Source organism: Geodermatophilus sp. Leaf369 (assembly GCF_001424455.1).
Classification (GTDB): Bacteria; Actinomycetota; Actinomycetes; order Mycobacteriales; family Geodermatophilaceae; genus Klenkia.
The window spans coordinates 356082-382845 of sequence record NZ_LMQA01000004.1 but is presented as its reverse complement, the minus strand read 5'-3'; the positions used below and the strand labels follow the sequence as shown (position 1 = coordinate 382845).

Genomic DNA, 26764 nt, shown 5'->3' with positions numbered 1-26764 from the left:
ACGTGAGCGGACGGATGGTGGGCCGGGACGAGCCGGCCTCGGTCGTCGCCGCGCGCCAGCTCGCCGCCGAGGCGTACGAGGGCCGGCACTCCCGGTCCGAGCGCGACCGCTCCGACCGTCGCCCGCAGTCGGCGCGCGGCCGGGCCGAGACGGCCGGTCGCCGGGCGGCACTGGCCCGGCACGGGAACGGCTGATCCACCGCACCTGAGCGGTGGGACGTCGACGGCCGGGGGAGAGACCTCCCGGCCGTCGACGTCGGACCCCCCACAGAGGTCCCACCGTGAGCCAGGCCCACGGCTGCCCGGGGTTCGGGCCCGGGCGCCGGATCGGTTCACCCGCGGCCGAGGGCCTCCAGCACCGGTCGCTCGACCGGCGTGGGCGGGGTGGCTCGGCCGGCAGCGGGGGAGAGGTCGAGCAGCCCGGTGGCCGACAGTGGCGGCTGGGCCATGAACCGGGCCGGGGCGTCGGGCCCGCCGCGGTGCGGCTGGGCGGCGTGCACCAGGAACGGGTGGACGAGCCAGACGTCGCCGGCGCGACCGGTCGCCAGGGCCACCTCCCGGTGTCGGCTGGCGGCCTCGGCGTCCGGCGACACGTCCATCACCGAGCGGCCGTCGTCCCCGGCGTCGACCAGCAGGGGCGGCACGTCGCGGTGCGAGCCCAACCGCACCCGGGTGGGGGCGTCGTCCGGCCCGACGTCGGAGAACAGGAAGAGCATCAGCAGCGCCCGGCCGCGGCAGGCCAGGTTGGTCCACCAGCCCTCGGCGGCCCGGGCCGGGTCGTCCGGGGCGAAGCCGCCCTCGATGTGCCAGCCGGCGTCGCCGGGATCGCGGTCGCGGTCGGGCTGCGGGAAGCGCACCGGCCAGGAGCCCAGGCCGAACGGCGCGCTCCAGCGGCCCTCGCCGGCGAGCTGGTCGTAGGCGGTGTGCAGCCGGGTGGTGTTGCCCGCGGCGACGAAGGGGGGCTCGGCGGACCAGTCCAGCCGCAGCACCGGGTCGGTCCAGGTGCTGCGGTCGGCGGGGTCCAGGCCGGGGTGGCGGGCCTGCAGGTCGCGCCACAGCAGCCGTCGTCCGCGCTCGGCGAGGACGGCCGGGAAGGCGCCCTTCACCAGCACGGCGCCGTCGCGTTCGAAGGTGGCGACCTGGTCGGGGGTGAGGCCGTCGTCCATGCCGCGATGGTCCCGCGTGCTCGACCGGCGTGCCTCACCCCCGCGGGTCAGGTGACCTTCTGGCTGTCGGTCAGCCAGCCGGCGAGGCGCTCCATGTAGCCGGCCTGGGCCGGGTAGTCCATGCCCTGGTACTCCCACGGGTGCACCTGGTCGGCCTGCACCGCGGGCAGCAGCCCGTAGGTGGGCTGGGTGGACATCTCCTCCGGGGTCATCGCGCCGCGCAGGCTGTAGAGCAGCACGTCACTCGGGTAGTCGGTGATGGACTCCCAGCCGGCGGTCTGCCAGTAGTAGTCCGAGCCGCCCGGGTCGACGAACTGCACGCCCAGGTCGGAGTAGAGCCGCAGCGAGGGGTCGTCGGCGGCCTTGGCCATGTAGAAGCCCTCCCCGGCGTAGGCGGCGACCGGCAGCACGGTGACCCCGCCGGCCGCGGCCTCGGTCAGGGCCGCGGCGGCGTCGTCGTAGTCGGCGCGCAGGTCGGCGATCTCGCCCTCGTCGGCGCCCAGGGAGACAGCCAGGTCGGCGGTGCGCTCGATGACGTCGGCGGCCGAGCCGGACCAGGCGATGGCCACGATCGGGGCGATGGCCTCGAGCTGCTCCTGCTGCTCCATCGAGGCGATGCCGTACAGCGGCTGCTCGAGGTCCAGGGTGCCCTCGGTGTCGGTCGGGTAGACCGAGGTGACGATGACGTCGGGGTCGGCGGCGGCCAGGGCCTCGAGGTCGATCTCGCCGTAGGTGGTGCCGGCGATCTCCACGTCGGACAGGTCGCGGTCGGCGAAGGAGACGTCGTCGGCGGCCGAGGTCTGGCCGAAGGTGGCGACCGGCGCGATGCCGTAGTTCCACAGCGAGCTGACGACGTCGTTGATGCCGGCGACCCGGTCGGGGGCCTCGTCGAGGGTGACGGTGACGCCGCGGTCGTCGGTGAACTCCCAGCCCGCGTCGGCTGCTGCTGCCGGCGAGCTGTCGTCGTTGCTGCCGCAACCGGCGGCGGTGAGGGCGAGGCCGGTGGCCAGGATGCCGCCGAGCAGGCGGCGGGGGGTGCTGTGCACAGGAGCTCCCGAGGTGGAACGGGGTGGTTCCCCGCGATGGCTGGTTAGGCTAGCCTCACCTCGTACGCCGATCACACCACCGACCCGGGGAGCCCGCGTGACCAGCACCGTCGAGACCCTGCAGCCGGTCTACCGGTTCTTCACCGCCTCCGTGGCGCGCACCGAACGGCTGTCCCCGAGCTTCCTGCGGGTGACCCTGACCGGTCCGGAGATGGCCGACTTCGGCTTCGCCGGCGACGACCAGCGCTTCAAGCTGATCCTGCCCAACGGCGGGGAGTCGGTCGGCGACCTGCTCGCTGCCGCCGGGCCCGACTGGTACGTCCGGTACTGCGCGATGCCCGAGGACACCCGGCCGCACCTGCGCACCTACACCGCGCGGGCGTTCCGGCCCGACGTCGCCGAGCTCGACGTCGACGTCGTCCTGCACGGCATCGCCGAGGACGGCACCCCCGACGCGCACGCCGGCCCGGCCGCCACCTGGGCCGCGAGCGCCGTCCCCGGCTCGGAGATCGTGCTGTTGGGCCCCGACCGCCCGGGCACCGGCCGCGGCTGGGGTGTGGAGTGGACCCCGCCGATCGAGGCCGACACCCTCTTCCTGGCCGGCGACGAGACCGCGGTGCCTGCCATCGCCGGCATCCTGGAGTCGCTGGAGCCCGGGCCGCGGGTCGTCGCCGTGCTCGAGGTGCCCGAGGCGGGGGACTTCCTGCCGCTGCACCTGCCGGCGGGGGCCGACGTGCGCTGGCTGGCCCGGGGTTCTCGCCCGCGCGGCGAGCAGCTCGGCATCGCGGTGCACACCGCGCTCTGCGAGCTGGGCATCGCCCGCTCGACGCCCGGGGTCGACCCCGACGACGTCGACCTGACCGACGGCATCCTCTGGGAGGTGCCCGAGGCCGGCGCCCACACCCGCTGCTACGCGTGGCTGGCCGGTGAGGCCGGGGTGGTCAAGAAGCTGCGCCGGCACCTGGTCCGCGACCTCAACGTCCCCCGCGAGGCGGTGGCGTTCATGGGCTACTGGCGCGAGGGGTCCCGCGGCTGACCGTCCTGCTGGTCGACGTCGCCAACGTCGTCGGCTCCCGGCCGGACGGCTGGTGGCGGGACCGCGCCGGTGCGACGTCGCGGCTGCTGACCCGGCTGGCCGCCCTGCCGTGCACGGTCGTGGCGGTGGTCGAGGGGGCTGCGCGGGACGTGCCCGACGTCGACGGGGTGCGGCTGGTGCGCGCACCCGGCAGTGGGGACGACGCCCTGGTGGCCGCGTGCGGTGGGCTGGGTGACGACGTGCTGGTGGTGACCGCCGATCGCGGTCTCCGGGCCCGGCTGCCCGCGGGGGTGCGGGTGGCCGGGCCCGGCTGGCTGCTCGGGGAGCTGCCGGACTAGACCGCGGTGAGCGTGATCCGCTGCGGGGCGGGCTTCCGGTTGGGCAGGGTCGCGACGAGGGCGAGGACGAGGGCGACGCCGTCCTCGATCACCGCGGCCTGCCAGTCCGGCACCCGCTTCGAGGCCCAGGTGCGCCAGCCCAGCCCGCCCCAGGAACCGGCGGCCGCCCCGGCCATGCCGGCCAGGATCGGCAGCGCGGCGTTGGCGTCCTCGCGGGCTGCCAGCGCACCGGCGCCACCGGCGGCCGAGGCGAAGCGCAGCGGCAGGCCCTGGGCGCTGGTGCGCGCCGGGGTGCCCTCGAGCTTGTCGGCGTAGACCTCGGCGCCGATCGCGCCCAGCGCGCCGACCTTGCGCAGTGCGCCACCCTCGGGGTTGGTCAGCGCGGGGGCTGACAGCCCGAGCGAGCTGCGGCAGCCGGTGGCGACGCCGAGCAGCGCCGACCGGACGGTGAGCCCGGCACCGGCCGCCTTCTTCGGGAACTCCTTCGGGGTCGGGATCGCCTCGACCACGGCCTGCACGGCAGCGCCGTAGGCCAGGTGGGGGAGGGCGTCGGAGACCCAGTCGCGGGAGGACCACTGGCGGGGGTCGTCGACGCCGAGGGCGGCGGTGGCGCCGTCGGTGAGCGCCATCGCGGCGGCCCCGGTGGCCACGGCGCCGACGGCGCTGGGCAGCCGGACGCCCGCGGCGCGGGCCAGGCTGGCGAGCACGCCCACGGCGACGCCGTTGCCGATGCCGCTGAGGGCGCCGAGGGCGGTGCGGCGGTTGTCCCGCTCGCCCCGCCTGCCGGGGACCTTCGTCCCGGCGGCGTCGGCGATCGCGTCGACGGTCTTGTCGGGCGTGGAGCTGGCATCGCGGCCGCGGACGGCCATGTCGAGGTAGGTGACGGCATTGAGGACGGTGGTGCCGGCCGCGCCAGCAGCCAACCCCCGTGAGAAGGACCCGGTCATGGCCCGACCCTGCGGCCCCCGGGTGGGGGCGGCAACCGGTGGCCCGGCTCACGTGCGGACCATCACGGCTCCCACCTGGGCGTTTCAGGAGCTTTCGCCGGTCTCGGCTGGCACCGTGGGGATCTGCGCCCGAGGTCGTGTGCCCACCTTCCGCCACCCGCGCCCCCACTCTCCAGCGAGGTCCCCCCATGTCTGCACCCTTCTTCCTGCGTGCCCGCGAGCCGGTCGCCGGTCTCGTCCGCACCGCTGCCAGCCGCGCGCCGTTGCCCTCCCTGGGCCGGCTGCGCACCGCCGTCTGCGCGCTGTTCGCCCTCGACGGATTCGTCTTCGGCTCCTGGGCCGCCCGGGTGCCCGGGGTCAGCGCGCAGGTCGGCGCCGACCACAGCACGCTGGGCCTGGCCCTGTTGTGCCTGTCCCTCGGTGCGCTGGCCGTGATGGCGGTGACCGGCGCACTGGCCGCCCGGCTGGGCGCCGGCCTCGTCGCCTCACTGGCCGCCGTCGCGCTCTGCGTCGGTGCGGTGCTGCCCGGCCTGGCCACCTCGGTGCCCCAGCTGTGCGCGGCGCTGCTGGCGTTCGGCGCGGTGACCGGCATGGTCAACGTGGCCGCCAACTCCGTCGGCGTGCAGGTCGAGGGCCGGGCCCGGCGCCCGCTGCTGTCCGGGATGCACGCCGCGTTCAGCTTCGGCGGCCTCGGCGGCGCCCTGGTCGGCGGCCTCGCCGCGGCCCACCTGGACGTGCTGCCGCACTTCGTCGTCGTCGCCGGGCTGGGTCTGCTGGTCACCGCCTGGGTGGTGCCGGTGCTGGTCGGTGCGGACGGCGACCCGGCCGTCGCCCGGGAGCCCGTGCTGCCCCGGGCCGACCGTGCGCCGATGGACCGCCCCACCGCAGCGCTCGTCGTCCTGGGCGCCATCGCCGGGGCGACCGCCTACGGCGAGGGCGCACTGACCGACTGGGGTGCGCTGCACCTGCGCGAGGACCTCGGCGCCTCCTCCCTGCTGGGCGCCGCCGGGTACGCCGGCTTCGCGCTGACCATGGCCTGCGGGCGGCTGGCCGGCGGGCAGCTGGTGACCCGGTTCGGGGAGCGCCGGCTGCTGGTCGGTGGCTCGCTGCTGGCCGCGGTGGGTGCGCTGCTGGTGGTCGTGCCGTCGTCGCTGCCGGTGGCCCTGGCCGGCTTCGGCCTGGTCGGGCTGGGCCTGGCCAACGTGTTCCCGCTGGCCATCGCCCGGGCCGGTGCGCTCGGTGGCGCCTCGGGCATCGCGCTGGCCACGACGGTGGGCTACACCGGCCTGCTGGGCGGGCCGCCGGCGATCGGCTTCCTGGCCTCGACCGCCGGGCTGCCCGTCGCGCTGGGCACGGTGGCACTGCTCGCGGTGGTGGCCGCCGTGCTGACCCTGACGCTGGACGGCGCGACGGTGCGGATGCCGGCGCTGCGTCGTCCGGCGTGGACCGACGTCCTGCCGGTCGTCGTCCCGGTGCGCCGCGGCGCCGGCGTGTACGCCCGCGACCTGCGGCTGCTCGCGGTCAGCTGAGCCCCGGTCGGCGTCGGACCGCCGCGCAGGGGAGGCTGGCCGGGTGACCGACGACCCGTACGTGCGCGTCCGGGGAGCCCGGGAGCACAACCTGCAGAACGTGGACGTCGCCGTCCCCCGGGACTCCCTGGTGGTGTTCACCGGGGTGTCGGGGTCGGGGAAGTCGTCGCTGGCGTTCGGCACGATCTACGCCGAGGCGCAGCGCCGGTACTTCGAGTCGGTGGCCCCGTACGCCCGCCGGCTGATCCAGCAGGTGGGTGCTCCGACGGTCGAGGAGATCACCGGGCTGCCGCCGGCGGTGGCGCTGCAGCAGAGCCGGGGGACCCCGAGCAGCCGGTCGACCGTCGGCACGGTGACGACGCTGTCGAACTCGTTGCGGATGCTGTTCTCCCGCGCCGGTGAGTACCCAACGGGTGCGGGGCGGCTGGACTCCGACGCGTTCTCGCCGAACACCGCCGCGGGCGCCTGCCCGGAGTGCTCGGGGCTGGGCACGGTCTACGAGGTCACCGAGCAGACCCTGGTGCCCGACCCGTCGCTGAGCATCCGGGACGGCGCGGTCGCTGCGTGGCCCGGTGCCTGGCACGGCAAGAACCTGCGCGACATCCTCACCGAGCTCGGCCACGACATCGACCGGCCCTGGCGGGAGCTGCCGGCCGACGAGCGGGACTGGATCCTGTTCACCGACGAGACGCCCGAGGTGACCGTGCACCCGGTGCGCGGGCCCGGGCAGATCCAGCGCGACTACACCGGCCGCTTCCAGGGCGCCCGGGCCTACGTGATGCACACGCTGGCGAACACCAAGAGCCCGACGCTGCGCCGCCGGGTGCTGCAGTACGTGCAGACCAATCCGTGCCCGGTGTGCGGTGGCAGCCGGCTGCGCCCGGAGTCCCTGGCCGTCACGGTGGCCGGGCGGAGCATCGCCGAGTTGACCGCGCTGCCGATGACCGACCTGGTCCCGGTGCTGCTGTCGGTCTCCCTCCCTGAGGTGGGCGCGGGCATCGTCGCCGACCTGGTCGGCCGCATCCAGGTGCTCGTCGACCTCGGCCTGGGCTACCTGGGGCTGAACCGGACGACGCCGACGCTGTCGCCGGGGGAGCTGCAGCGGCTGCGGATCGCCACGCAGCTGCGCTCGGGGTTGTTCGGCGTCGTCTACGTGCTCGACGAGCCCTCGGCCGGGCTGCACCCGGCGGACACCGAGCAGCTGCTCACCGTGCTCGACCAGCTCACCGCCGCGGGCAACTCGCTGTTCGTGATCGAGCACGACATGGCGCTGGCGAGGAGGGCCGACTGGATCGTCGACGTCGGCCCGCACGCCGGCGTGCACGGCGGCCGGGTGCTGTACAGCGGTCCGGTCGCCGGGCTGTCGGACGTCGAGGAGTCGGTGACGCGTCTCTTCCTGGCTCCCCGCGCGCCCGTCGCTCGGCCGCGGCGCGAGCCGGTCCGGTGGCTGACCCTGTCCGGCGTCAGCCGGCACAACCTGCGGGACGTCGAGGTGCGGTTCCCGCTGGGGGTGCTGACGGCGGTCACCGGGGTGTCCGGGTCGGGGAAGTCGACGCTGGTGAGCCAGGTGCTGGCCGAGGTCCTGTCGGGGGAGTCCGACGTCCGGGCCGAGGGCGTCGACGCCGTCGACCGCCTGGTGCGGGTGGACCAGAAGCCGATCGGCCGGACGCCGCGGTCGAACCTGGCCACCTACACGGGCCTGTTCGACGCCGTCCGGACGCTGTTCGCCGGCACCGACGAGGCGCGGGCCCGCGGCTGGACCGCGGGCCGGTTTTCCTTCAACGTCGCCGAGGGCCGCTGCCCGACGTGCCAGGGGGAGGGCGCGGTGACCGTCGAGCTGCTGTTCCTGCCCGGCACCTACGCGCCCTGCCCGACCTGCCACGGGGCCCGGTACAACGCCGAGACCCTCGAGGTGACCGTCGACGGCAAGACCATCGCCGAGGTCCTCGACCTGACCGTCGAGGCGGCGCAGGAGTTCTTCGCCGGCGTGCCCGCCGCCGCCCGCAGCCTGCGTGCGCTGCAGGAGGTCGGCCTGGGCTACCTGCGCCTGGGGCAGCCGGCGACGGAGCTGTCGGGTGGTGAGGCCCAGCGGGTGAAGCTGGCCAGCGAGCTGCAGCGGGCCCGTCGCGGGCACACGGTCTACCTGCTGGACGAGCCGACCAGCGGGCTGCACCCGGCGGACGTCGAGGTGCTGATGCGCCAGCTGCAGTCGCTGGTGGACGCGGGCAACACGGTGGTGCTGGTCGAGCACGACATGGACGTCGTCGCCGACGCCGACTGGGTGCTCGACCTGGGGCCTGGTGGAGGCGACGCCGGCGGCCAGATCGTTGCTGCCGGGACGCCAGAGCAGGTGGCCGCCTCGGGCAGCGTCACCGCCCGGTTCCTCGCGCCCCGCGCGCCTACATTCGGCTGATGCCCTCCGGCCGTAAGCCACTCGATGAACTCCGCGAGACCGTGGTCCGCCTGGGCGAGCAGCTCCCGCGGCCCGGCGGGCGTGGTGTCGACGACCTGGTGAGCGACCTGTTCGGTGCCAAGCCGGCGCCGGCCCGTCCCCTCGCGGTGATCCAGGCCGACCTCGACGCGCTCGTCGGCCTGGCCGAGGTGAAGGAGCAGGTGCAGGCGCTGGTGGCGTTCCTGCAGGTGCAGGCGCGCCGGAAGGCGCACGGTCTGCCGGAGGCGGCGACGTCCCAGCACCTGGTGTTCATGGGCAACCCGGGCACCGGCAAGACCACGGTGGCCCGCCTGTTGGCCGAGATGTACCGGGCGGTCGGCCTGCTGCAGAAGGGCCACCTGGTCGAGGTCGACCGTGCCGCGCTGGTCGGTCAGCACGTCGGCTCGACGGCGATCAAGACAGACCGGGTGGTCAAGTCGGCCCTCGACGGCGTGCTGTTCATCGACGAGGCCTACTCGCTGGCCCCCGAGGGCGACGGCCGACAGGACTTCGGGCCCGAGGCGATCGAGGTGCTGCTCAAGCGGATGGAGGACCACCGCCACCGCCTGGTGGTCATCGTCGCCGGCTACCCGCGGCTCATGGAGTCGTTCCTCCTCTCGAACCCCGGCCTGCGCTCCCGCTTCGCGCGTGAGGTCCGGTTCCCCGACTACTCGACGGCCGAGCTGGAGGCGATCTTCGTCAGCATCGTGGCCCAGCACGAGTACGTGCTGGAGCCGGGTGCCCTGGAGACCCTCCGCCGGACCCTTGCTGGCTTGCGTGCTGGTGAGGACACGGGCAATGCGCGGTTCGCTCGGACATTGTTCGAACAGGCCCTGAACCGGCAGGCGTTGCGGCTGACGCGGGACGAGAGCCGGGACATGGAGTCGCTGGACCGGGCCGATGTGACGACGTTGACGGCGGACGATGTTGCTGAGGCTGCTCGGGCGTTGGGTGGGGATCCGGGGTCGGCCACCGAGCTCTCGCGCTGGCAGCGCTGGCTCGGGTAGCTCAGTCCTTCAAGAGGTGGACAGTGGCGGTGTGGGCCGGCATTGCGCCGGTGCCGGGAGTGCTCAGCAGATGAGCGGAGTACGTAAGAAGGACCTTGCCGGGGCTTGGCATCAGAGTCGTGTCCGAGGCCATGTTGACCATCCTTGTCAGGTCTTGTCATCCCCTGTGTGGCGGGCGGTGAGGACACTGCGCGACGTACTCACAACCGCGCGGCGTACTCACAATCGGTGTGCCGAATGCTGAACGACGTAGAGCACTCCGCTGAAAGACGAGACGGTTCAGGCTACGACCGGTGAACCGCCGTGCGGTTCAGTTCTGGACACAATCTTGGACTAGGGGTTAGAGTTGTAGCATGAGCGAGCAGGGAGATGTCCAGGAGGAGCTCGGCACCAACGGGGTCTTCGCCGCCATGACGTGGTCATTCGGGTCCGCCCGGCGACGTTCGATGCAGGACTTCGACTTCGAGACTGGATACGACCAGGCCTGGTTCGGGATGACCCGGTACAAGCTGATGGTGGACCGCCTGGACCGGTGCTTCTCGACTGGAAGACACAGCCTGGGAGAGCACGCCACTGTCGGGAGCGATCTAGACGTTCTCCAAGCCGGGCTGATGTCGGGGGAACTGCAGTCGATGCCCTCGATCCAGGCGGGGCTGGTGCGCCGCGATGACCTCAACGGGTCGCCGGGTTGGCGTGCGGGCCAGTGGCGCTTCCTCCTCGCAGCGGCGCAGCAAGGCGAGGTCCAGAAGATCGTGTGGAACCAGAAGAGCCCGACAAAGCGTCAGGTGGCACGTCAGCCCGGGCCCGGCCAGCTGATGCTGCCTCTGGCCGGGGTCTCGGACTTGCTGAGGAGCCAGGTGGTGCGGACCCCGACTCTCGTCCTGGCCCATGCCTTGAGCTCCGAGACTGGCGAAGGGGAGCTGGTGATCGGCCATCCCCGCCTGGACGACGACTCGGGTGAGTCGTGGTGGTGGACGACCGACCTGGTTGCTCTGACTCCGGGGTCTGCTGGTGCCCGTGGTGCTGACTCCGGCGCGGCTGGCCCTGGGCCTGACCCTGTTGTTCAGGTGGAAGATGCTCCCGTGACTCTGCGGCGGAAAAAGCAGTCCGATGGCGGTGACGGAGCCAGTGCGCACGGTGGACCGCAGGCGTGAGTGGCACCCATTCCGGCGAGCGCTTTAGTGACGTAGCTCAGCTGTTTGACGGGAGACGTCTGACGCTCGCCCGGCACTTGGCCGGCTACCGCAAGAACGGGTTGGCTGAAGCGATCGGGAAGACGCCAACCTCGGTCGCCGCCTACGAGACAGGGGCGAAGAGGCCCGCCCCGGCGACGGTCGCGCAGTTGGCACTGGCGCTGGGCGTCCCAGCGGAGTTCTTCCTACCCGGTCTTGAGGCACCGCCGACGACTCCCCACTTCCGGTCCCTGCGATCTACATCCCAGGTGGTTCGAGACCAGGCTGGGGCCTATGGGCGTCTTGCTGCTGGAGTCGCTACGGCGCTGCAGCGGCACGTGGAGTTCCCTCCGCTCGAGCTTCCGCGGTGGCCGGTCGCTGAGGACGGCGACTGTGGGACCCAGCCCGAGGAGGCCGCGCGGTGTCTGCGGCGCGAGTGGTCCGTTCCGGCGGGCCCATTCGGGCATGCGGTTCGAGCGACCGAGAATCACGGCATCATCGTGGTATTCGGGACGCAGGAGTCCTCGTCGGTTGACGCCTACTCCTTCGAGAGCTCTGCTAGGCCGCTTATTGTCCTGAACCCACTCAAGGACGACTACTTTCGGCAACGCTTCGATGTTGCTCACGAGCTCGGTCACCTCGTGATGCACGCAGAAGCCGAACCGGGGAGCAGAATTGTCGAGGAGCAAGCTCACCGCTTCGCGGCCGAGCTGCTTATGCCTGCTGGCGAGATCGCGGGCCTGCTTCCCGCCCGAGCTGACTGGACGAAGTTCGCACTGCTCAAGGAGCAGTGGGGTGTGAGCATGCAGTCGCTCCTGTTCCGGTCTCGACGCCTGGGCGTCATGTCGGAAGCGACTTACAAGAACGCGATGACCTCAGTCTCCGCACGCGGTTGGCGTCGCCGGGAGCCGGGCCCACGTGTCGCGGTCGAGCAGCCGTCGCTCTTACCAGCGACGGTCGAGCTGCTTGGCGCCCACGGGGTCGAGGCCAGCGCCTTGGCTGCCGAGGCTCGGGCGCCAATGGTCCTGTTCAACTGCATCACCTCTCGAACTCCGCAGGCGCAGGCCGCTGTGGAATCGGAGTCGGGGGAGCGGCGGCCACTGAGCTTGCTGCGCGCTGAAGGCGGTAAGTAGGGCGGTCGACTAGCCGTCCGGTGGTCACCGTACAAGCGGCTGGACCACCGGACGGTTTCGCTCCACGACCAAGACTTGAGTTTCAGCCCATTCACCTGAACCGCGAAAATGGTGGATGCCCTAGGCGAGCGTCGGATCCTTTATGTAGACGGTTTGCTGGGAGCTCAGGAAATCTGCAGGCAGTTACGGAACGCAGCCACCATCAGAGGTACGTCCGCAGCCGATGCCAGCTCCCGCACCGAGTGCATCGCCAGCTGCGGCGCCCCGACGTCGACTGTGGACAAGCCGAGGCGAGTGGCCGTGAGCGGCCCGATGGTCGACCCACACGGCAGGTCCGCCCGGGACACGAAGTGCTGCACCGGCACCCCAGCCGCCTCGCAACGCTCCGTGAACCAGCCACCCGACACCGCATCTGTGGCGTAGGCCTGGTTCGCGTTCAGCTTCAACACCGGTCCACCACCGAGCACCGGCTGGTGGGAAGGCTCGTGCCGCTCGGAGCGGGTGGGGTGCACCGCGTGGGCCATGTCGGCGCTGACCAGCTTTGAGGCGGCGATGGTGCGGGCGAACGCCTGGGGCTGCGAGCCCGCCAGCCGGCTGATCACGTCCTCCAGGAACGAGCCGCGGGCGCCGGAGGCCGACCCCGAGCCCACCTCCTCGTGGTCGTTGCACACCAGCACCTGGGTGTGCCGTGTTTCCGCGGAAACACCGAGCAGCGCCAGCAGCCCCGAGTGGCAGCAGGCCAGGTCGTCCAGCCGGGGCGCGGCGATCCAGCTGCCGTCGGCACCTGCGCGGGCGGCCGGCTGGGTGTCGGCGAGCACCAGGTCGTGGCCCACGATGTCGCCGGCCGCGACGCCCGCGGCGGCGGCCAGGGCCTCCAGCAGGCCGGGCTCGGTGTCCAGGTCCGAGCCCCACACCGGCTGCAGGTGGCGCTGCGGGTCCAGGGTCAGGCCCTCGCGCACCGAGCGGTCCAGGTGGATCGCCAGCGAGGGGAGCCGTAGCGGCGCACCGGGGAGCGTGACCAGCGTCGTCGTCCCCCCGCGGAGCGCCAGGCGCCCGGCCACGGTGAGCTCGCGGTCGAGCCAGGTGTGCCACAGGCCGCCGCCGTAGGGCTCCACCCCGACCAGCCGGTACCCGGCCTGCCGCACGTCGTGCCGCGGGCGCACCCGGAAGGTGGGGGAGTCGGTGTGCGCGCCGATGATCCGCAGCCCCGCCTCGTGGGCGGGCTCCGTGCCCACCCGCACCGCGACCACGCTGGCCCCGCGCACGGTGAACACCGCGTCGCCGGGGGACAGCTCCCACAGGTCGGTCTCGGTCAGCTCCCGGAACCCGCCCTCGATCAGGCGGCGGGCGATCTCGGCGGCAGCGTGCCCGGGGGAGGGGGAGGCGTCGACGAAGGAACGGAGGTCGTCGCCGAGGGTGAGGTCCACGTCTCCATCCTCGCGCACCCCGTACCGTTCGCCGCCGCACCCTGCGTGATCACCTGGAGTACGGCATGACCGGTTCGACCTTGGGCGTCGAGGAGGAGTTCCACCTCGTCGACCCCGCCACCGGCGCGCTGGCCGCCAGCTCCCTCGTCGCCGACGCCGCCGTCCGCGGTGAGGCCGGGCCGCACGTGCAGCCCGAGATCTCCACGACCCAGCTGGAGACGGCGACCGGCGTCTGCACCACCCTGGACCAGGTCCGCGCCGAGCTCGTACAGACCCGCGCCGAGGCCGTCGCCGCCGCGCAGACCGACGGGCTCACCGTCCTCGCCGCCTCCACCCACCCCACCGCGTCCCCGCATGACCTGGTGCTCACCGACGCCCCGCGCTACCGGTCGATGGTCGAGCGCTGGGCGGGCCTGGCCACCGGCCAGGACATCTGCGGCACCCACGTGCACGTCGGCGTCCCCGACCTCGACACCGCCGTCGCCGTGATGGACCGCGCCCGCCCGTACCTCCCGCTGTTGCTGGCGATGACCGGCAGCTCCCCGTTCCACGACGGCGTCACCACCGGCTACGACTCCTGGCGCACCGTCTGGTGGTCGCGCTGGCCGGTCTCAGGCCCGCCCGAGGCACTGGGGGACGCCGCCGGCTACCGCGCCGTCGTCGCCGCCCTGGTGGGCAGCGGGATGGTGCCCGACGGCTCCCAGCTCTACTGGGACCTGCGGCCCTCCACCCACGTGCCCACCGTCGAGTTCCGGATGGGCGACGTGTGCACCGACCTGGACGACGTCGTCCTGCACGCCGCGCTCTGCCGCTCGCTGGTCACGGTGCTCGCCGCCCGCGCCGGGGACGGCGACCCGGCACCCGTCGTCCGGCCCGAGGTGCTGCGGGCCTCGCGCTGGCGGGCCGCCCGCAGCGGACTCTCCGGGCAGCTGCTCGACCCGGTGACCGGTGAGCTGGGGGACGCCGCCGCCGCGGTGACCGGGCTGCTCCGTGAGCTCGGCTCGGACCTGGACTCCCGCGGGGAGCTGGCCGAGGTCACCGGGCTGGCCGAGCAGCTGCTGGCGCGGGGCACCTCCGCCGTCCGGCAGCGCGACGTGCTGGCCCGCACCGGCGACCCCGGCGCCGTCGTCCGCGACCTGCTGGCCGTCGGGGGCACCGCAGCGGGGTGACCCGTCCGGCGTCCGTCACTCCCAGACCACCACCGGCTGCCCGGCCACGGACTCGATCCGCGCGGGTGTCTCGTACAGCTCGCTCAGGTGCGGGCCGGTCAGCACCTCGGCCGCAGGGCCGTGGTGGACGACGCGGCCCTCGCGCATCGCGATCACGGAGTCGGCGAAGCGGGCGGCGACGTTCAGGTCGTGCAGCACGACGACGACGGTGAGCCTGCGGTCGGCCACCAGCCGGGTCAGCAGCTTCATCAGGCCCACCGCGTGCCGCGGGTCCAGGTTGTTCAGCGGCTCGTCGAGCAGCAGGTGGTCGGTGTCCTGCGCCAGGGCCATCGCCACGTGCGCGCGCTGGCGCTGACCGCCGGAGAGCTCGTCGAGGAACCGGTCGGCGACGTCGGTGAGCCCCAGCAGGTCCAGCGCCCGGGCCACGTGGTCGGCGTCCTCGGGGGAGCGGCCGCCACCCCCGTGCGGGAACCGGCCGAAGGCGACGAGCTCGGCGACGCTGAGCCGGATCACGGTGCTGTTGTCCTGCCGCAGGATCGCCAGGCGGCGCGCCAGCTCCTTCGAGCGGGTGGCCGCGATGTCCAACCCGCCGACGGTGATCGCGCCCTCGATCCTGGCCAGCCGCCCGATCGCGGCCAGCAGCGTCGACTTGCCCGCGCCGTTGGGCCCGATGATGGCGGTCAGGCCCGGGGAGATGTCGACGGTGACGTCGTCGACGGCGAGCAGCTGGCCGTGGCGCTTGCTCACCCCGGTGGTGGTGATCATGTCAGCGGGCCCTTCCGGTCAGCACGAGGACGACGAAGAACAACCCGCCGGCGAACTCCACGACCACCGGCAGCTCGGTGCTGAAGCCCAGCAGCCGGTCCAGGACGAGTTGTCCGCCGACGAGGGTGGTGACGCCGATGGCGACGGCGGCGGGGATGCTGCGGGAGTGCCGGTGCCCCACGGCCGCGTAGGCGACGTTGGCCACCAGCAGGCCGAAGAACGTGACCGGCCCGACCAGTGCGGTGGAGACCCCGACGAGGACGGCGATCACCAGGACGGTGTGCATCACCACCCGGCGGTGGTCCACGCCCAGGGAGATCGACGCGGCCTCGCCCAGGGCCAGCACGTCCAGCGCCCGGCGGACCGGCCAGAGCGAGGCCAGCGCCAGGGCCAGCACGACCGCGCTGGGGAGCAGCAGCTCCCGGTCGATCGAGGTGAAGCTGGCGAAGGTCAGGTCGGCGACGATCGCGAAGGTGTCGGGGTCGAGCAGGCGCTGCAGGAACGAGGTCACCGCCCGCAGCAGGACCCCCAGCACCAGGCCGGCCAGCACGATGACGTGCAGGTCCAGCCGCCGACGCTGGAACAGCCACCAGTACAGCAGCACCACCGAGCCGCTCACGACCACCAGCTCGACCGCCCAGGAGGCCAGCGGCGGGGCACCCACCAGCAGTGCCGGTCCCAGCAGGAAGGCGACAGCCACCTGGACGGCGAGGAACACCGCGTCGAACCCCATGATCCCGGGGGTGAGGATGCGGTTGGCCGTGATCGTCTGGAACAGCACGGTGGACACCCCGACCGCGGTCGCGGCCAGCGCCATCCCGGCCACCGTGCGCCACCGCAGGCCCAGCGCGTACTCCCACGCCCGGGGCAGGTCGGTGGCCAGGTAGCCGACGACGGCCAGCGCCGCCAGGGCCACCAGCAGCGGGATGCGCACCCGGGGGCTGCGCAGGGCCGTGGTCACGACGGCGTCCGGTCGAGGTCCGAGGCGCGTCGGGCGCGTTCGGCGGCCCGGATGCGGGCGCGGGACACCGTGGGCGGGGCGTCGGTGCTGCGCGAGGTGCTCAGCAGCAGCCAGAGGAAGACGACCCCGCCGAGCACGCCCATGACCACCGAGATGGGCAGCTCGAAGGGGTAGCGCACGAGCCGGCCGACCACGTCGCTGAGCAGCACCAGGGCAGCCCCCAGGAGCGCGACGAGGGGGACGGCGCGACGCATGTTGTCCCCGATGAGGCGGCTGACGACGTTGGGGGCGATGAGCCCCAGGAAGGGGATCGTCCCGGTGATCACCGTCATGACCCCGGTGACGACGGCGACGATCCCGACGCCCAGGGCGAAGGTGACCCGGGTGTCGGACCCCAGCCCGCGGGCGGCGTCCTCACCCAGGCCGACGACGGTGAACCGGTCGGCGGCGACCCACGCGACCACGGCGGCCGCAGCGGCCAGCCAGAGCACTTCGTAGCGCCCGCGCAGGATGCCGGAGAAGTCCCCGACGCCGTAGCTCAGCAGCTGCTGCAACAGGTCCAGGCGGTAGGCGACGAACGTGGCCACCGCCCCGATGACACCGCTGTAGAGGATGCCGACGACCGGCACCAGCACGGTCGACCGGGTGGGCAGCCGGCGGACCAGGGCCAGGAACCCCAGCACCCCGACGAGCGCACCGCCGGTGGCGACCAGGGCCATCAGCTGCAGGCCGAGCGCGGGGGTGAGCACCAGCACGGCCACCAGCGCCAGCCCGGCCGCCTCGGTCGCCCCGGTGGTGGAGGGCTCCACGAGCCGGTTGCGGGTGAGCAGCTGCATGATCAGGCCGGTGACGGCCAGCGCGACGCCGGCGAGCACGAGGGCCGCCGTCCGCGGCACCCGGCTGGCCAGCAGGACGAACGAGTCGGTCTCGGCCACGCCGATGGCCAGCGAGGCGGCGGCGAGGGCCACCACCACGACGACCCCCGCCACCAGCCAGCGCCCGGTGTGCCCCCTCAGCGCGTGCTCCTCGGGTGCGGCCGCACGTCAGGCCTGGACCGCGTCCTGGACCACGTCGAGGACGTTGCCGATCGCGGTGAGGCCGTTGGTCACGATGTACAGCTCGCTGGCCGGCAGGTAGACCACCTGGTCCTGCTCGGCGGCCACGGTCTGGCCCACCAGCTCGTTGTCCAGCGTGGCCTCGAGCGTCGCCGAGTCCCCGGTGGCCGCGCCGCGGTCGAAGGCGATGATCCACTCGGGGGCGGCGCTCAGGATGAACTCGTTGCTGACGCTCTCGCCGTGCGGCGAGCCGGGCTCGCCGGGCAGCTGGGCGGCGACGACGGCCGGGGTGAAGCCGAGGGTGTCGTAGAACCAGCCGAACCGGGACCCCTCGCCGAACGCGCTGTACTCCCCGCCGGACACCGAGAGAACCAGCGCCGTCCCGGACACGCTGTCGGCGATCTCCTCGACCTGCCCCTCGAGGTCGGCCACCTGCTCGGCGACCTCGTCCTCGCGTCCGAAGACCTCGCCCAGCTGCTCGGCGCGGGCCATCGCGGCCTCGGGGTCGAACGTGCCGCCGTACCCGCCCGTGAGGTCGATCGTGGTGGCGATCTCGGCCAGCTCGTCGTACTGACCGGTGCTGCGACCGGCGGTGACGATCAGGTCGGGGTCCAGTTCGGCGACGGCCTCGAAGTCCGGCTCGAACAGGGTGCCGACGGTGGGCAGCGAGGCGTACTCGGCGAGGTAGTCCGGCAGGGTCACGTCGGGGATCCCCACCACGGAGTCGCCGGCGCCGATGCTGTCCAGGGTGTCCAGGGTGGCGATGTCGAAGGTCACCACGGCCTCGGGGGCCAGCGGCACCTCCACCGAGCCCCGCTCGGTGTCCAGGTCCTCCTGGAGGCTGGACTCGCCGTCCTCCTCCACCAGGGTCAGCGTCGGCAGGGCGTTCGCGACGGTCACGGTGTCGGCGGGGCTCGCCCCGGCGGTGTCCTCCTCTACGGAGGACCCGCAGGCGGAGAGCAGCACGGCGGCGCCGGTGCAGGCAGCCAGGGCGGTCAGGGATCGGCGAGGCGTGGTCATGAGGTGAGGCTAACCTCAGTGAGGACCACCTAAGTCGTGGGGCCTGCGATGCCGCAGGGGCGTAACGCACGGGCATTGCCCCCGGAACGCAGCCGGGCCAAGGTGAGCGGCATCCGGCCCGTGGGGCCGGCAGAGCCGGAGGCCCGCCGTGACCGCTGAACCCACCGCCCCGCCCAGCACCGCCCCAGGGACCAGCGAGTACCTCGCGAAACGACAGCTGCGCACCGGCACCGCCGGGTGGACCCTGCTCGCCGGGCTCGGTGTCGCCGCCGTCATCTCCGGGGACTACGCCGGTTGGAACTTCGGCCTGGCCGAGGGCGGGTTCGGCGGTCTGCTGATCGCCACCGTGCTGATGGGGATCATGTACACGGCGATGGTGTTCGGCCTGGCCGAGCTGGGCTCGGCGCTGCCGACCGCCGGCGGTGGCTACACCTTCGCCCGCCGGGCGCTGGGCCCCTGGGGCGGCTACGCCACCGGCGTCGCCGTCCTGCTGGAGTACGCGATCGCGCCGGCCGCCATCGCCACCTTCATCGGCGGCTACGTCGAGTCGCTCGGGCTGTTCGGCATCACCGACGGCTGGTGGGTCTACCTCGCCGTCTACGCCCTGTTCATCGGCGTGCACCTGATGGGCGTCGGCGAGGCGCTCAAGGTCATGCTCGCGATCGCAGCGGTCGCCGTCGTCGGCCTGGTGCTGTTCCTCATCGGCGCCATCCCGGACTTCGACGCCGCCAACCTCACCGACATCGTGCCCACCGACGCCGCCGGCGCCTCGGACTGGTTGCCCTTCGGCCTGCTCGGCATCTGGGCCGCGTTCCCGTTCGGCATCTGGTTCTTCCTCGCCGTCGAGTGCGTGCCGCTGGCCTCGGAGGAGGCCAAGGACCCGGCCCGCGCGATGCCCAAGGGCATCCTCGCCGCGATGGCGGTGCTGGCCACGCTGGCGATCCTGATGCTGGTGTTCACCACCGGCGCCGGCGGCGCGCAGGTCATCTCCGAGTCGGCGAACCCGCCGGTCGACGCCCTCCAGCCGGGCACCCTGCAGACCGTCGTGAACTACATGGGCCTCGTCGGCCTGGTCGCCAGCTTCTTCTCCATCGTCTACGCCTACAGCCGGCAGACCTTCGCCCTCTCCCGGGCCGGCTACCTGCCCCGCGCGCTGTCGGTGACCAACAGCCGCAAGGCCCCGGTGCTCGCGCTGATCGTGCCCGGCGTCGTCGGCTTCCTGCTCACCCTCACCGGCCAGGGCGCGACGCTGCTCAACATGGCGGTGTTCGGCGCGGCCGTCTCCTACGTGCTGATGATGGTCAGCCACATCGTGCTGCGCCGCCGCGAGCCCGACCTCGAGCGGCCCTACCGCACCCCGGGCGGGACGACGACGACCTCGATCGCCCTGGTCCTCGCCGTCCTCGCGGTGCTGGCCACGTTCCTGGTCGACCCGCTCGCCGCCGGGCTCACCCTGGTCGCCTTCGCCCTCTTCATCGCCTACTTCGCCTTCTACAGCCGGCACCACCTGGTCGCCTCGGCCCCGGAGGAGGAGTTCGCGGCCCTGGCCGCCGCTGCGGACGACGTCCGATGACGGCCCGGCGGGCCACGCTGGGCGGGCACACCTACGAGTTCCCCTCGCTGGTCGAGGTGATGGCCAAGGCCACGCCGCACCGGTCGGGGGACGTGCTGGCCGGCTGCGCGGCGGGGTCGGAGGCCGAGCGGGTCGCCGCCCAGACGGTGCTCGCCGACCTGCCGCTCACCACGTTCCTGGACGAGCAGGTGGTGTCCTACGAGGACGACGACGTCACCCGGCTGGTGCTCGACACCCTGGACGCCGGCGCCCTGGACCCGGTCCGGTCGCTGACCGTCGGCGGGTTCCGGGAGTGGCTGCTGGCCCGGGCCGCTGCCGCGGACGAGGCCGCGATCTCCGGGCTGGCCCGCGGGCTGACCCCGGAGATGGTCGCGGCGGTGTCCAAGCTGATGCGCAACGCCGACCTGATCGCCGTCGGCCGGCGGGCCCGGGTGGTCACCGGGCTGCGGTCGACCATCGGGCTGCCGGGCCGGCTGGCGTCCCGGCTGCAGCCCAACCACCCCACCGACGACGCCGTGGGCGTCACGGCGTCCCTGCTGGACGGGCTGCTGCACGGCTCGGGCGACGCGGTCATCGGCATCAACCCGGCCACGGACTCCCCGGCCCAGACCATCGCGCTGCTGGAGCTCATCGACGCCGTCATCACCCGGTACGAGATCCCCACGCAGTCCTGCGTGCTCGCCCACGTGACGACGACGCTGCGGGCGCTGGAGAAGGGCGCCCCGGTCGACCTGGTCTTCCAGTCGGTGGCCGGGACGCAGGGCGGGAACGACGGGTTCGGGGTGACGCTGGACCTGCTGTCGGAGGCCCATGCCGCGGCGCTCGAGCTCAAGCGGGGGACCGTGGGCACGAACGTGACGTACTTCGAGACCGGGCAGGGGTCGGCGCTGTCGGCCGGCGCGCACCTCGGCGTCGGCGGGGCGCCGGTCGACCAGCAGACCCTGGAGTGCCGGGCCTACGGGGTGGCCCGGCACTACGACCCGCTGTTGGTCAACACCGTCGTCGGCTTCATCGGCCCGGAGTACCTCTACGACGCCAAGCAGGTGATCCGGGCCGGGCTGGAGGACCACTTCTGCGGCAAGCTGCTGGGCCTGCCGATGGGCGTGGACGTCTGCTACACGAACCACACCGACGTCGACCCCGACGACACCGACACCCTCACCGTGCTGCTGGGGGCGGCGGGCTGCTCGTTCGTCATCGCCGTCCCGGGCTCGGACGACGTGATGCTGCACTACCAGTCGCTGTCGTTCCAGGACGTTCTCACCGCCCGCCAGGTGCTGGACCTGCGGCCCGCGCCGGAGTTCGAGGCCTGGCTGGGCCGGATGGACCTGCTCGGCCCGGACGGTCGGGTGCGCGAGCTGACCGCGGACGCACCGGCCGCCCGGGCGCTGCTGGCGGCGGCACGATGAGCTCGGACGCCTTCGACCTGCTGCGCTCGGCGACCCGCGCCCGGGTCGCTCTCGGTCGGGCCGGCGACGGGCTGCCGACGGCGCGGCTGCTGGAGTTCCGGGCCGCGCACGCCGCTGCCCGGGACGCCGTGCACTCCCCGCTGGACGTGCCGGCCCTGGTCGCATCGCTGGCGGACACCGGTCTCGAGGTGCTCCAGGTCGAGTCGGCCGCACCGGACCGGGCGACCTACCTACAGCGACCCGATCTCGGCCGCCAGCTCTCCTCCTCGGCGTCGTTGCCCACGGGGGAGTACGACCTGGCGCTGGTGATCGCCGACGGTCTGTCCCCGCTGGCGGTCTCCGAGCACGCGGCGGGGACCGTCGCCGCGGTGCTCGAACGACTCCCGGGCTGGTCGATCGCCCCGCTGGTGGTCGCCACCCAGGCCCGGGTGGCCCTCGGTGACCCGATCGGCGAGGCGCTGGGAGCCCGGATCGTCGTCGTCCTGGTGGGGGAGCGGCCTGGACTCTCCTCGGCCGACAGTCTCGGCCTCTACCTGACCTTCGGACCTCGCACCGGCCGGGCGGACAGCGAGCGGAACTGCATCTCCAACGTCCGGCCGCCGCACGGGCTCGGCTACGCGCAGGCGGCGGACACCTTGGTCGCACTGCTGCAGGCATCCCGGGAGCTCGGTGCCTCGGGGGTCGTGCTCAAGGACGAGGGGGTCGCGCTGCCCGTGGGTGCGGGCTGATGCGCAGAGTCGTCGCCTACGAGCTGGTGTCCCTGGACGGCGTCGCCGAGGCGCCGGACGAGTTCATCTCGACCTGGGACGACGTCATGGACGCCAACCTCGCCCGGGTCATCGACACCCAGGACGCCGTGCTGCTCGGCCGGCGCAGCTGGGACGAGTGGGCGCCCTACTGGCCCGACAGCGACATCGAGCCGTTCGCGTCCTTCGTCAACGGGGTGCCCAAATATGTCGCCACGAGCACCCCGCTGGACCGGGAGTGGTCCGGCAGCTGGGTGATCGAGGGCGATCTGGTCGCGGCGGTGCGGGAGCTGCGTGAGCATCCCGGGGGCGACATCGGCGTGCACGCCAGCCTCTCGGTGCTGCAGACGCTGCTCGCTGCCGGGCTGGTGGACACGCTGTCCCTCGTGATCGCCCCGACCGTCGCCGGCCGCGGACGAAGGCTGTTCGACGGCGTCCCGGCCCTGCGGTGGGAGACCGTCCGGAGCGTCACCAGCCCGACCGGCCACCTGCTCGTGGACTACCGGGCCGTGGTCCCCGATTGATCAGCGGCGGAGGCGTCGGCGCAGGGCCTGGATCGGGTTCTCCCGCGGCTCGGGTCCCGGCACGGGCACCGGGGTCTCCGCCGCGGCCGCGGCGCGCTCGTGCAGCCGGGAGCGGACGTCGTCGGCGGAGTAGGCGCGGCGTTCCCGCTCGTCGCGGGCGATCACGACCCCGGTGGCGGCGACCCCGGCGATGCCGGCCAGTCCGATGAGCTTTCCCAGGGTGTCGCGGCGCATGCCCGGCACGGTAGCGGCGCCCCCTAGCGTGGCCGCGTGTCCCCGCTGGTGAGCCGCCCGAACCGACCCACCCCGCTGACGCTGGACGCGGCGGTCGACCTGACCCGCACCGGCGACGTGTGGCTGTTCCGCGGGGTCTCGGTCGCCGATCGGGCGATCCAGACGCTGACCAACGCGCCGGTCAACCACGTCGGCATGGCCGTGGTGCTCGACGACCTGCCGCCGCTGCTGTGGCACGCCGAGCTGGGCAAGTCGCTGCCCGACGTGTGGACCGGCACCCACCAGCGGGGGGTGCAGCTGCACGACCTGCGGGACGCGGTGACCGTGTGGCGGCAGGAGTACGGCCAGCGGGCATGGCTGCGGCAGCTGGTCGGCCCGGCCGACGACGGCGGGGTCACCCCGGCCATGGAGGACGCGGTGCTGCAGACCATCGCCCGGCTCGACGGCCGACCGTTCCCGACCACGTTCCGGCTGGCCCGGGGCTGGGCGTCGGGACTGGTGCAGAAGCACACCTCGGCCGAGACGGTGTTCTGCGCCGAGCTGGTCGCCGCCACCTACACCGCGATGGGCCTGCTCCCCGGCGACCAGCCGCTGAACTCCTACGACCCGGGCAGCTTCTGGTCCGGCGACCGGCTCGAGCTGGTCGACGCGACGCTGGGCCCGGAGGTCACGGTCGACGTACCGACCGGCTGACCCCCGGGCTCGCGGTCAGCGTGCGACGGTCTCCAGCAGTGAGGCCTCGGTGGGGGTCCAGCCCAGCTCGGTGCGGGCCTTCCCGCCGGTGGCCTGCTGGTCGAGCAGGAGCGCCTCGCCGAACAGGCCCAGCCGCTCGTTGGTGGCCTCGTCGGAGGTGCCGACCACGCGCAGGCCGGCGGCCTCGCCGATCTCGCGGACGGTCGGGTTCTGGCCGCTCACCCCGAGGTAGGTGCTGCCGGCCGGGGCGTGGGTGAGCGCGAGGGAGTAGAGCCGGCCCAGGTCGGCGGCGTGCACGGTGGTCCAGTGCTGGTCTCCACTGCCGGGCAGCTGGGTGGCCCCGTCGTCATCGGTCGGACCGCCGAGCACCACGCCGGTGATCCCGGTGACCTGCCCGTCCTGGGTGGCGTAGACGATGCCGGGCTCGATCAGCACGGAGCGCAAGCCGTCGCGGGCGGAGGTGACCCGCTCGTCCAGCGGCTGCCGCCAGGCGGTGAGCTGCGGTGCGGCCCGCGGGGTGTCCTCGTCGATCTGGCCCGAGCCGTGCACCCAGCAGCCGCCGGTGTGCAGGTAGGGCTTGCCGCTGTTGGCGATCGCGCCGAGCACCGCGTCCAGGAACGCCTGGTCCACGTCGGCGCTGCTCTCGTCGCCGGGGGAGGCGGTGTGGATGACGCCGTCGGCGTCGACGGCCTCGCGGGCGACGAGGTCGGTGTCGGTGAGCTCCCCGCGCACGGCGGTGGCGCCGGCGGCCTCGACCGCGGCGGCGGAGGCGTCACTGCGGGCCAGCGCCCGGACGGTGTGCCCGTCCGCGAGGAGGGCGGTGAGCACGTGGGATCCGACGAGACCGGTTCCACCGGTGAGGAAGACGTCCATGGCCGGGTCAATCGCTCTCGGCCTGCAACGATTCCCGGACGCGGTAGGTCGTCTGCACCATCCCGCCGCCCAGCACCTCGGTCGAGACGTGCTCGAGCTCCACGTCGCGGGGCAGTGGACCGAACAGCGAGGCACCGGACCCGATCAGCACCGGTACCCGGGACAGCGTCAGGGTCTGGATCCGGCCCCGGGCCAGCAGCTCGCGCACGGTGCGCCCGCCGTCGACGTAGACCCGGCCGACGCCCGCCGCGTCCAGGGCGTCGATCGCGTCGTCGACGGTGCGGTGCACGGCGGCCAGTCGCGGATCGGCGTCGTCGGCCACGGTCGTGCTCAGCAGGTGCAGGGGCTTGCCCTGGTAGGGCCACTCCTGCTCGCCGGCGATGACGTCGTAGGTGCCGCGGCCCATCAGCAGGGCGTCGATGCTGTCGACGAAGGGGGTGAACCCCGCGTCGCCGGCGTCCTCCCCGCTGCCGGAGAGGAAGTCGAGCGAGTCGTCGTCGCGGGCGATGAAGCCGTCGACGCTCATGCCGAGGAAGACGTGTCCGGTGAAGGTCATGACCGCACTCTGGCAGGGGCCTCCGACAGTTCCGGGCGCCGCCTGTGGACAACGGTCCGCTGTCCACAGGTGGGCGCTGACCAGCAGGAACTGTCGGTGCTCGAACATATGATCGAACACATGTCGACGATGGAGAGCCCGGTGCGGGAGCTGGCCTGGTTCCCGCCTGTCGTCACCTCGGGCGGGCCGCTGGGCGAGGTGCAGCGGGAGGCCACGGCCATCGGTCGGGCGACCGCAGCACAGGCACGGGCAGTGGCCGAGTTCGCAGCGCTGCGGTCGGCCTCCGCCGACCGCCAGCCGGGAGAGCCGGGCTGTGCCTCGGCGGAGACGCGGGCGGCTCGACCGCGGGTGCTCGCGGAGGTCAGTGAGTGGGCGGCGCAGGAGCTGGTGGTCGCCCTGCAGATCACCCAGCACGCTGCGCAGGCCCTGCTGGTCCGGTCGTTGACCCTCGTGCACCGGCTGCCCGCCACGCTGGAGGCCCTGGAGGGCGGGGTCATCCACCCGGGCCACCTGTGGGCGTTCACCGAGCGGGTCGGGGCGATCGAGGACCCCGGTGTGCGCGCCCGGGTCGAGCGCGAGCTGCTCACCTGGATGACGGGTCGGGTGACCACACCGTCGCAGCTGACCGAGCGGGCTCGGGTGCTCGTGCTGCGGCACGACGCCGTGGGGGCGGCGCAGCGGTTGGCGGCGGCGGTCCGTCGGCGGGGTGTGTTCTGCTCGGCCGGCCGGGAGGACGGTCTGGAACAGCTGAACGCCGTGCTGACCACCCCAGAGGCACGGGCCTGCCTGGATGCGCTGGGGCGGTACGCCGACTCGATCGACGACGACCCAGAGTCGCGCACCCGGTCTCAGAAGATGGCCGACTGCCTGGTCGACCTGATCCTGCGGCCCGGCGAGACCGGCCTCCCGGTGGTGACCGCGCAGCTCACGATCGTGGCGCCGGTAGAGACCCTGGCCGGCGGCGACGAGCCAGGCGAGGTCGACGGGCAGGTGGTGCCGGCCGAGATGGTGCGGCACCTGGCCCGCGCCCTGGGGTTGCTCGAAGAGGTGCCTCCCGTGGCCGCGGAGCGCGCGGTCGACGACGAGCAGTGTGCCGGCGTGGTCGCAGGCACGGAGTCGCCGCCGGACCAGGCGCCGCTCAGGACGAGCGCCGCCTCCGAGGGCGAGGGGCCTCCGGGCTGGGCAGCGGCTGATGCTGCGGTACAGCGGGCGGGGGAGGCGGTCGAGCGCGCCCGGGGGCAGGTGTCCCGAGCCCGAGCCGCGGTGGTGGCGGCCGAACGCGCTGCCCGTCGGACCGAGGAGCAGCACCGGTCGTCGCCCGCAGGTGTGGTGGGCCGGGCCCGGACCAGCGTGCAGGCGATGACCGGAGCGCGGGCCGCGCTCCAGGACGAGATCGGCGACCTGCTCCGCCGGACCGGAGGGGGTGGGCTCGCCGACCGGCCGCGGGTTGCCGTGGTGGACGCGCTGAACGGGACCCTGCTCGCGCTGACCGGCGCCCCCGAGCTGCGTCGGGTGTCCTCGTGCGGCCGCCCGCGCTGTGTCCGTCGCCCGGAGCTTTGCCCGCATGACCTGGTCGACCGGCCCGGCCTCACGCCACCGGGCGCCACTGACGGGTACCGGCCGGGACGGGCGCTCGACCGGTTCGTCCGGGCCCGCGACCGCCGATGCCGGTTCCCGGGGTGCCGTCGCCGGGTGCCCCGCGGCGGGGAGCTCGACCACGACCGCCGCTGGCCGGAGGGGCCGACGGCGCAGGACAACCTCACCGGCTACTGCACCGGTCACCACCGCGGCAAGCACCAGGCGCCGGGGTGGCACCACCAGCTGCACCCGGACGGGCGGCTCACCGTCACCACCCCGACGGGGCTGACGACCACGACGGGACCACCGCCCTGGCCGCACACCGCCCCACCGACGGGAGGTGACCATGACCGGCCACCGTTCTGACCCGGTGGCGC

The 26764-nt window shown here is 73.5% G+C and carries 26 protein-coding genes; 15 read left to right on the top strand and 11 right to left on the bottom strand.

Annotation, left to right across the window (positions count from 1 at the left end; all coding sequences use genetic code 11):
- Positions 1 to 2: 2 nt before the first annotated feature.
- Positions 3 to 194 carry a hypothetical protein gene (locus tag ASG36_RS18155; protein WP_157498927.1) on the top strand — a complete coding sequence of 64 codons (192 nt, stop codon included), beginning with the start codon at positions 3 to 5 and terminating at the stop codon, positions 192 to 194.
- A gap of 137 nt (positions 195 to 331) precedes the next feature.
- Here the strand turns inward: ASG36_RS18155 and ASG36_RS18150 are convergent, their stop codons facing one another.
- Positions 332 to 1165 (bottom strand): phytanoyl-CoA dioxygenase family protein, encoded by an 834-nt coding sequence (locus tag ASG36_RS18150; protein WP_055767199.1) that lies wholly within the window; start codon positions 1163 to 1165, stop codon positions 332 to 334.
- Positions 1166 to 1212: 47 nt separating this feature from the next.
- Complete coding sequence (locus tag ASG36_RS18145; protein ID WP_055767196.1) at positions 1213 to 2211, bottom strand: ABC transporter substrate-binding protein; 999 nt, start codon at positions 2209 to 2211, stop codon at positions 1213 to 1215.
- A 97-nt stretch (positions 2212 to 2308) separates the two neighbouring features.
- On the opposite strand from ASG36_RS18145, the gene ASG36_RS18140 reads away from it, so the two are divergent.
- Both ASG36_RS18140 and ASG36_RS22765 read left to right on the top strand, forming a co-directional pair.
- Positions 2309 to 3247 carry a siderophore-interacting protein gene (locus tag ASG36_RS18140; protein ID WP_055767193.1) on the top strand — a complete coding sequence of 313 codons (939 nt, stop codon included), beginning with the start codon at positions 2309 to 2311 and terminating at the stop codon, positions 3245 to 3247.
- A gap of 125 nt (positions 3248 to 3372) precedes the next feature.
- Positions 3373 to 3585 carry a hypothetical protein gene (locus ASG36_RS22765; protein ID WP_235495228.1) on the top strand — a complete coding sequence of 71 codons (213 nt, stop codon included), beginning with the start codon at positions 3373 to 3375 and terminating at the stop codon, positions 3583 to 3585.
- On the opposite strand, the gene ASG36_RS18130 is transcribed toward ASG36_RS22765, so the two are convergent.
- Complete coding sequence (locus tag ASG36_RS18130) at positions 3582 to 4532, bottom strand: hypothetical protein (protein WP_055767186.1); 951 nt, start codon at positions 4530 to 4532, stop codon at positions 3582 to 3584. The genes ASG36_RS22765 and ASG36_RS18130 overlap by 4 nt on opposite strands.
- 188 nt (positions 4533 to 4720) lie before the next feature.
- Here ASG36_RS18130 and ASG36_RS18125 point away from each other — a divergent pair, with 188 nt between their 5' ends.
- The 5 genes from ASG36_RS18125 (at position 4721) to ASG36_RS22760 (ending at position 11804) form a co-directional block, all read left to right on the top strand.
- Entirely contained in the window at positions 4721 to 6061 is a 1341-nt protein-coding gene (locus tag ASG36_RS18125; RefSeq protein WP_082523265.1) for an MFS transporter, read from the top strand.
- Positions 6062 to 6104: 43 nt separating this feature from the next.
- Positions 6105 to 8474 (top strand): excinuclease ABC subunit UvrA, encoded by a 2370-nt coding sequence (gene uvrA, locus ASG36_RS18120; protein WP_055767183.1) that lies wholly within the window; start codon positions 6105 to 6107, stop codon positions 8472 to 8474.
- Complete coding sequence (locus ASG36_RS18115; RefSeq protein ID WP_055767180.1) at positions 8474 to 9499, top strand: AAA family ATPase; 1026 nt, start codon at positions 8474 to 8476, stop codon at positions 9497 to 9499. Before uvrA ends, ASG36_RS18115 begins: the two co-directional genes overlap by 1 nt.
- A gap of 353 nt (positions 9500 to 9852) precedes the next feature.
- The gene (locus ASG36_RS18110; protein WP_055767177.1) at positions 9853 to 10653 is read left to right on the top strand and encodes a hypothetical protein; all 801 of its coding nucleotides are present in this window, start codon (positions 9853 to 9855) and stop codon (positions 10651 to 10653) included.
- Positions 10650 to 11804, top strand: a complete 1155-nt coding sequence (locus tag ASG36_RS22760; RefSeq protein WP_055767173.1) for an ImmA/IrrE family metallo-endopeptidase — start codon at positions 10650 to 10652, stop codon at positions 11802 to 11804. The genes ASG36_RS18110 and ASG36_RS22760 overlap by 4 nt, the downstream gene beginning before the upstream one ends.
- Before the next feature lie 164 nt (positions 11805 to 11968).
- Here ASG36_RS22760 and ASG36_RS18100 read toward each other — a convergent pair whose 3' ends face one another.
- Positions 11969 to 13231, bottom strand: coding sequence for a M18 family aminopeptidase (locus tag ASG36_RS18100; protein ID WP_055767168.1), 1263 nt, complete (start codon positions 13229 to 13231; stop codon positions 11969 to 11971).
- Positions 13232 to 13296: 65 nt separating this feature from the next.
- Here ASG36_RS18100 and ASG36_RS18095 point away from each other — a divergent pair, with 65 nt between their 5' ends.
- Positions 13297 to 14400 carry a glutamate--cysteine ligase gene (locus ASG36_RS18095; protein ID WP_082523263.1) on the top strand — a complete coding sequence of 368 codons (1104 nt, stop codon included), beginning with the start codon at positions 13297 to 13299 and terminating at the stop codon, positions 14398 to 14400.
- Positions 14401 to 14415: 15 nt separating this feature from the next.
- Here ASG36_RS18095 and ASG36_RS18090 read toward each other — a convergent pair whose 3' ends face one another.
- From ASG36_RS18090 to ASG36_RS18075, 4 genes are read right to left on the bottom strand one after another with little or no spacing between them, the layout of a single operon-like run.
- A complete protein-coding gene (locus ASG36_RS18090; protein ID WP_055767165.1) occupies positions 14416 to 15165 on the bottom strand; it encodes an ABC transporter ATP-binding protein in 750 nt (249 codons plus the stop codon).
- 1 nt (position 15166) lies between these two features.
- Positions 15167 to 16126 carry an iron chelate uptake ABC transporter family permease subunit gene (locus tag ASG36_RS18085; protein ID WP_055767162.1) on the bottom strand — a complete coding sequence of 320 codons (960 nt, stop codon included), beginning with the start codon at positions 16124 to 16126 and terminating at the stop codon, positions 15167 to 15169.
- The gene (locus ASG36_RS18080) at positions 16123 to 17115 is read right to left on the bottom strand and encodes an iron chelate uptake ABC transporter family permease subunit (RefSeq protein WP_200944551.1); all 993 of its coding nucleotides are present in this window, start codon (positions 17113 to 17115) and stop codon (positions 16123 to 16125) included. Before ASG36_RS18080 ends, ASG36_RS18085 begins: the two co-directional genes overlap by 4 nt.
- A gap of 54 nt (positions 17116 to 17169) precedes the next feature.
- Positions 17170 to 18201: a siderophore ABC transporter substrate-binding protein gene (locus ASG36_RS18075; RefSeq protein ID WP_055767156.1), complete on the bottom strand. Its 1032-nt coding sequence runs from the start codon at positions 18199 to 18201 to the stop codon at positions 17170 to 17172.
- 148 nt (positions 18202 to 18349) lie between these two features.
- Here ASG36_RS18075 and eat point away from each other — a divergent pair, with 148 nt between their 5' ends.
- From eat to ASG36_RS18055, 4 genes are read left to right on the top strand one after another with little or no spacing between them, the layout of a single operon-like run.
- Positions 18350 to 19774, top strand: a complete 1425-nt coding sequence (eat, locus tag ASG36_RS18070; protein ID WP_055767152.1) for an ethanolamine permease — start codon at positions 18350 to 18352, stop codon at positions 19772 to 19774.
- A complete protein-coding gene (locus ASG36_RS18065) occupies positions 19771 to 21183 on the top strand; it encodes an ethanolamine ammonia-lyase subunit EutB (protein ID WP_055767149.1) in 1413 nt (470 codons plus the stop codon). Before eat ends, ASG36_RS18065 begins: the two co-directional genes overlap by 4 nt.
- A complete protein-coding gene (eutC, locus tag ASG36_RS18060; RefSeq protein WP_055767146.1) occupies positions 21180 to 21911 on the top strand; it encodes an ethanolamine ammonia-lyase subunit EutC in 732 nt (243 codons plus the stop codon). The genes ASG36_RS18065 and eutC overlap by 4 nt, the downstream gene beginning before the upstream one ends.
- Complete coding sequence (locus ASG36_RS18055; RefSeq protein ID WP_055767143.1) at positions 21911 to 22453, top strand: dihydrofolate reductase family protein; 543 nt, start codon at positions 21911 to 21913, stop codon at positions 22451 to 22453. The genes eutC and ASG36_RS18055 overlap by 1 nt, the downstream gene beginning before the upstream one ends.
- Here the strand turns inward: ASG36_RS18055 and ASG36_RS18050 are convergent, their stop codons facing one another.
- Entirely contained in the window at positions 22454 to 22687 is a 234-nt protein-coding gene (locus ASG36_RS18050; RefSeq protein WP_055767876.1) for a hypothetical protein, read from the bottom strand.
- Positions 22688 to 22723: 36 nt separating this feature from the next.
- On the opposite strand from ASG36_RS18050, the gene ASG36_RS18045 reads away from it, so the two are divergent.
- Positions 22724 to 23380: a hypothetical protein gene (locus ASG36_RS18045; protein WP_235495224.1), complete on the top strand. Its 657-nt coding sequence runs from the start codon at positions 22724 to 22726 to the stop codon at positions 23378 to 23380.
- Between the two features lie 15 nt (positions 23381 to 23395).
- Here the strand turns inward: ASG36_RS18045 and ASG36_RS18040 are convergent, their stop codons facing one another.
- Both ASG36_RS18040 and ASG36_RS18035 read right to left on the bottom strand, forming a co-directional pair.
- A complete protein-coding gene (locus ASG36_RS18040) occupies positions 23396 to 24253 on the bottom strand; it encodes an NAD-dependent epimerase/dehydratase family protein (RefSeq protein WP_055767140.1) in 858 nt (285 codons plus the stop codon).
- A 7-nt stretch (positions 24254 to 24260) separates the two neighbouring features.
- Entirely contained in the window at positions 24261 to 24809 is a 549-nt protein-coding gene (locus ASG36_RS18035) for a dihydrofolate reductase family protein (RefSeq protein WP_055767137.1), read from the bottom strand.
- A gap of 120 nt (positions 24810 to 24929) precedes the next feature.
- On the opposite strand from ASG36_RS18035, the gene ASG36_RS18030 reads away from it, so the two are divergent.
- Positions 24930 to 26753, top strand: a complete 1824-nt coding sequence (locus tag ASG36_RS18030) for an HNH endonuclease signature motif containing protein (protein ID WP_082523305.1) — start codon at positions 24930 to 24932, stop codon at positions 26751 to 26753.
- Positions 26754 to 26764 lie beyond the last annotated feature (11 nt).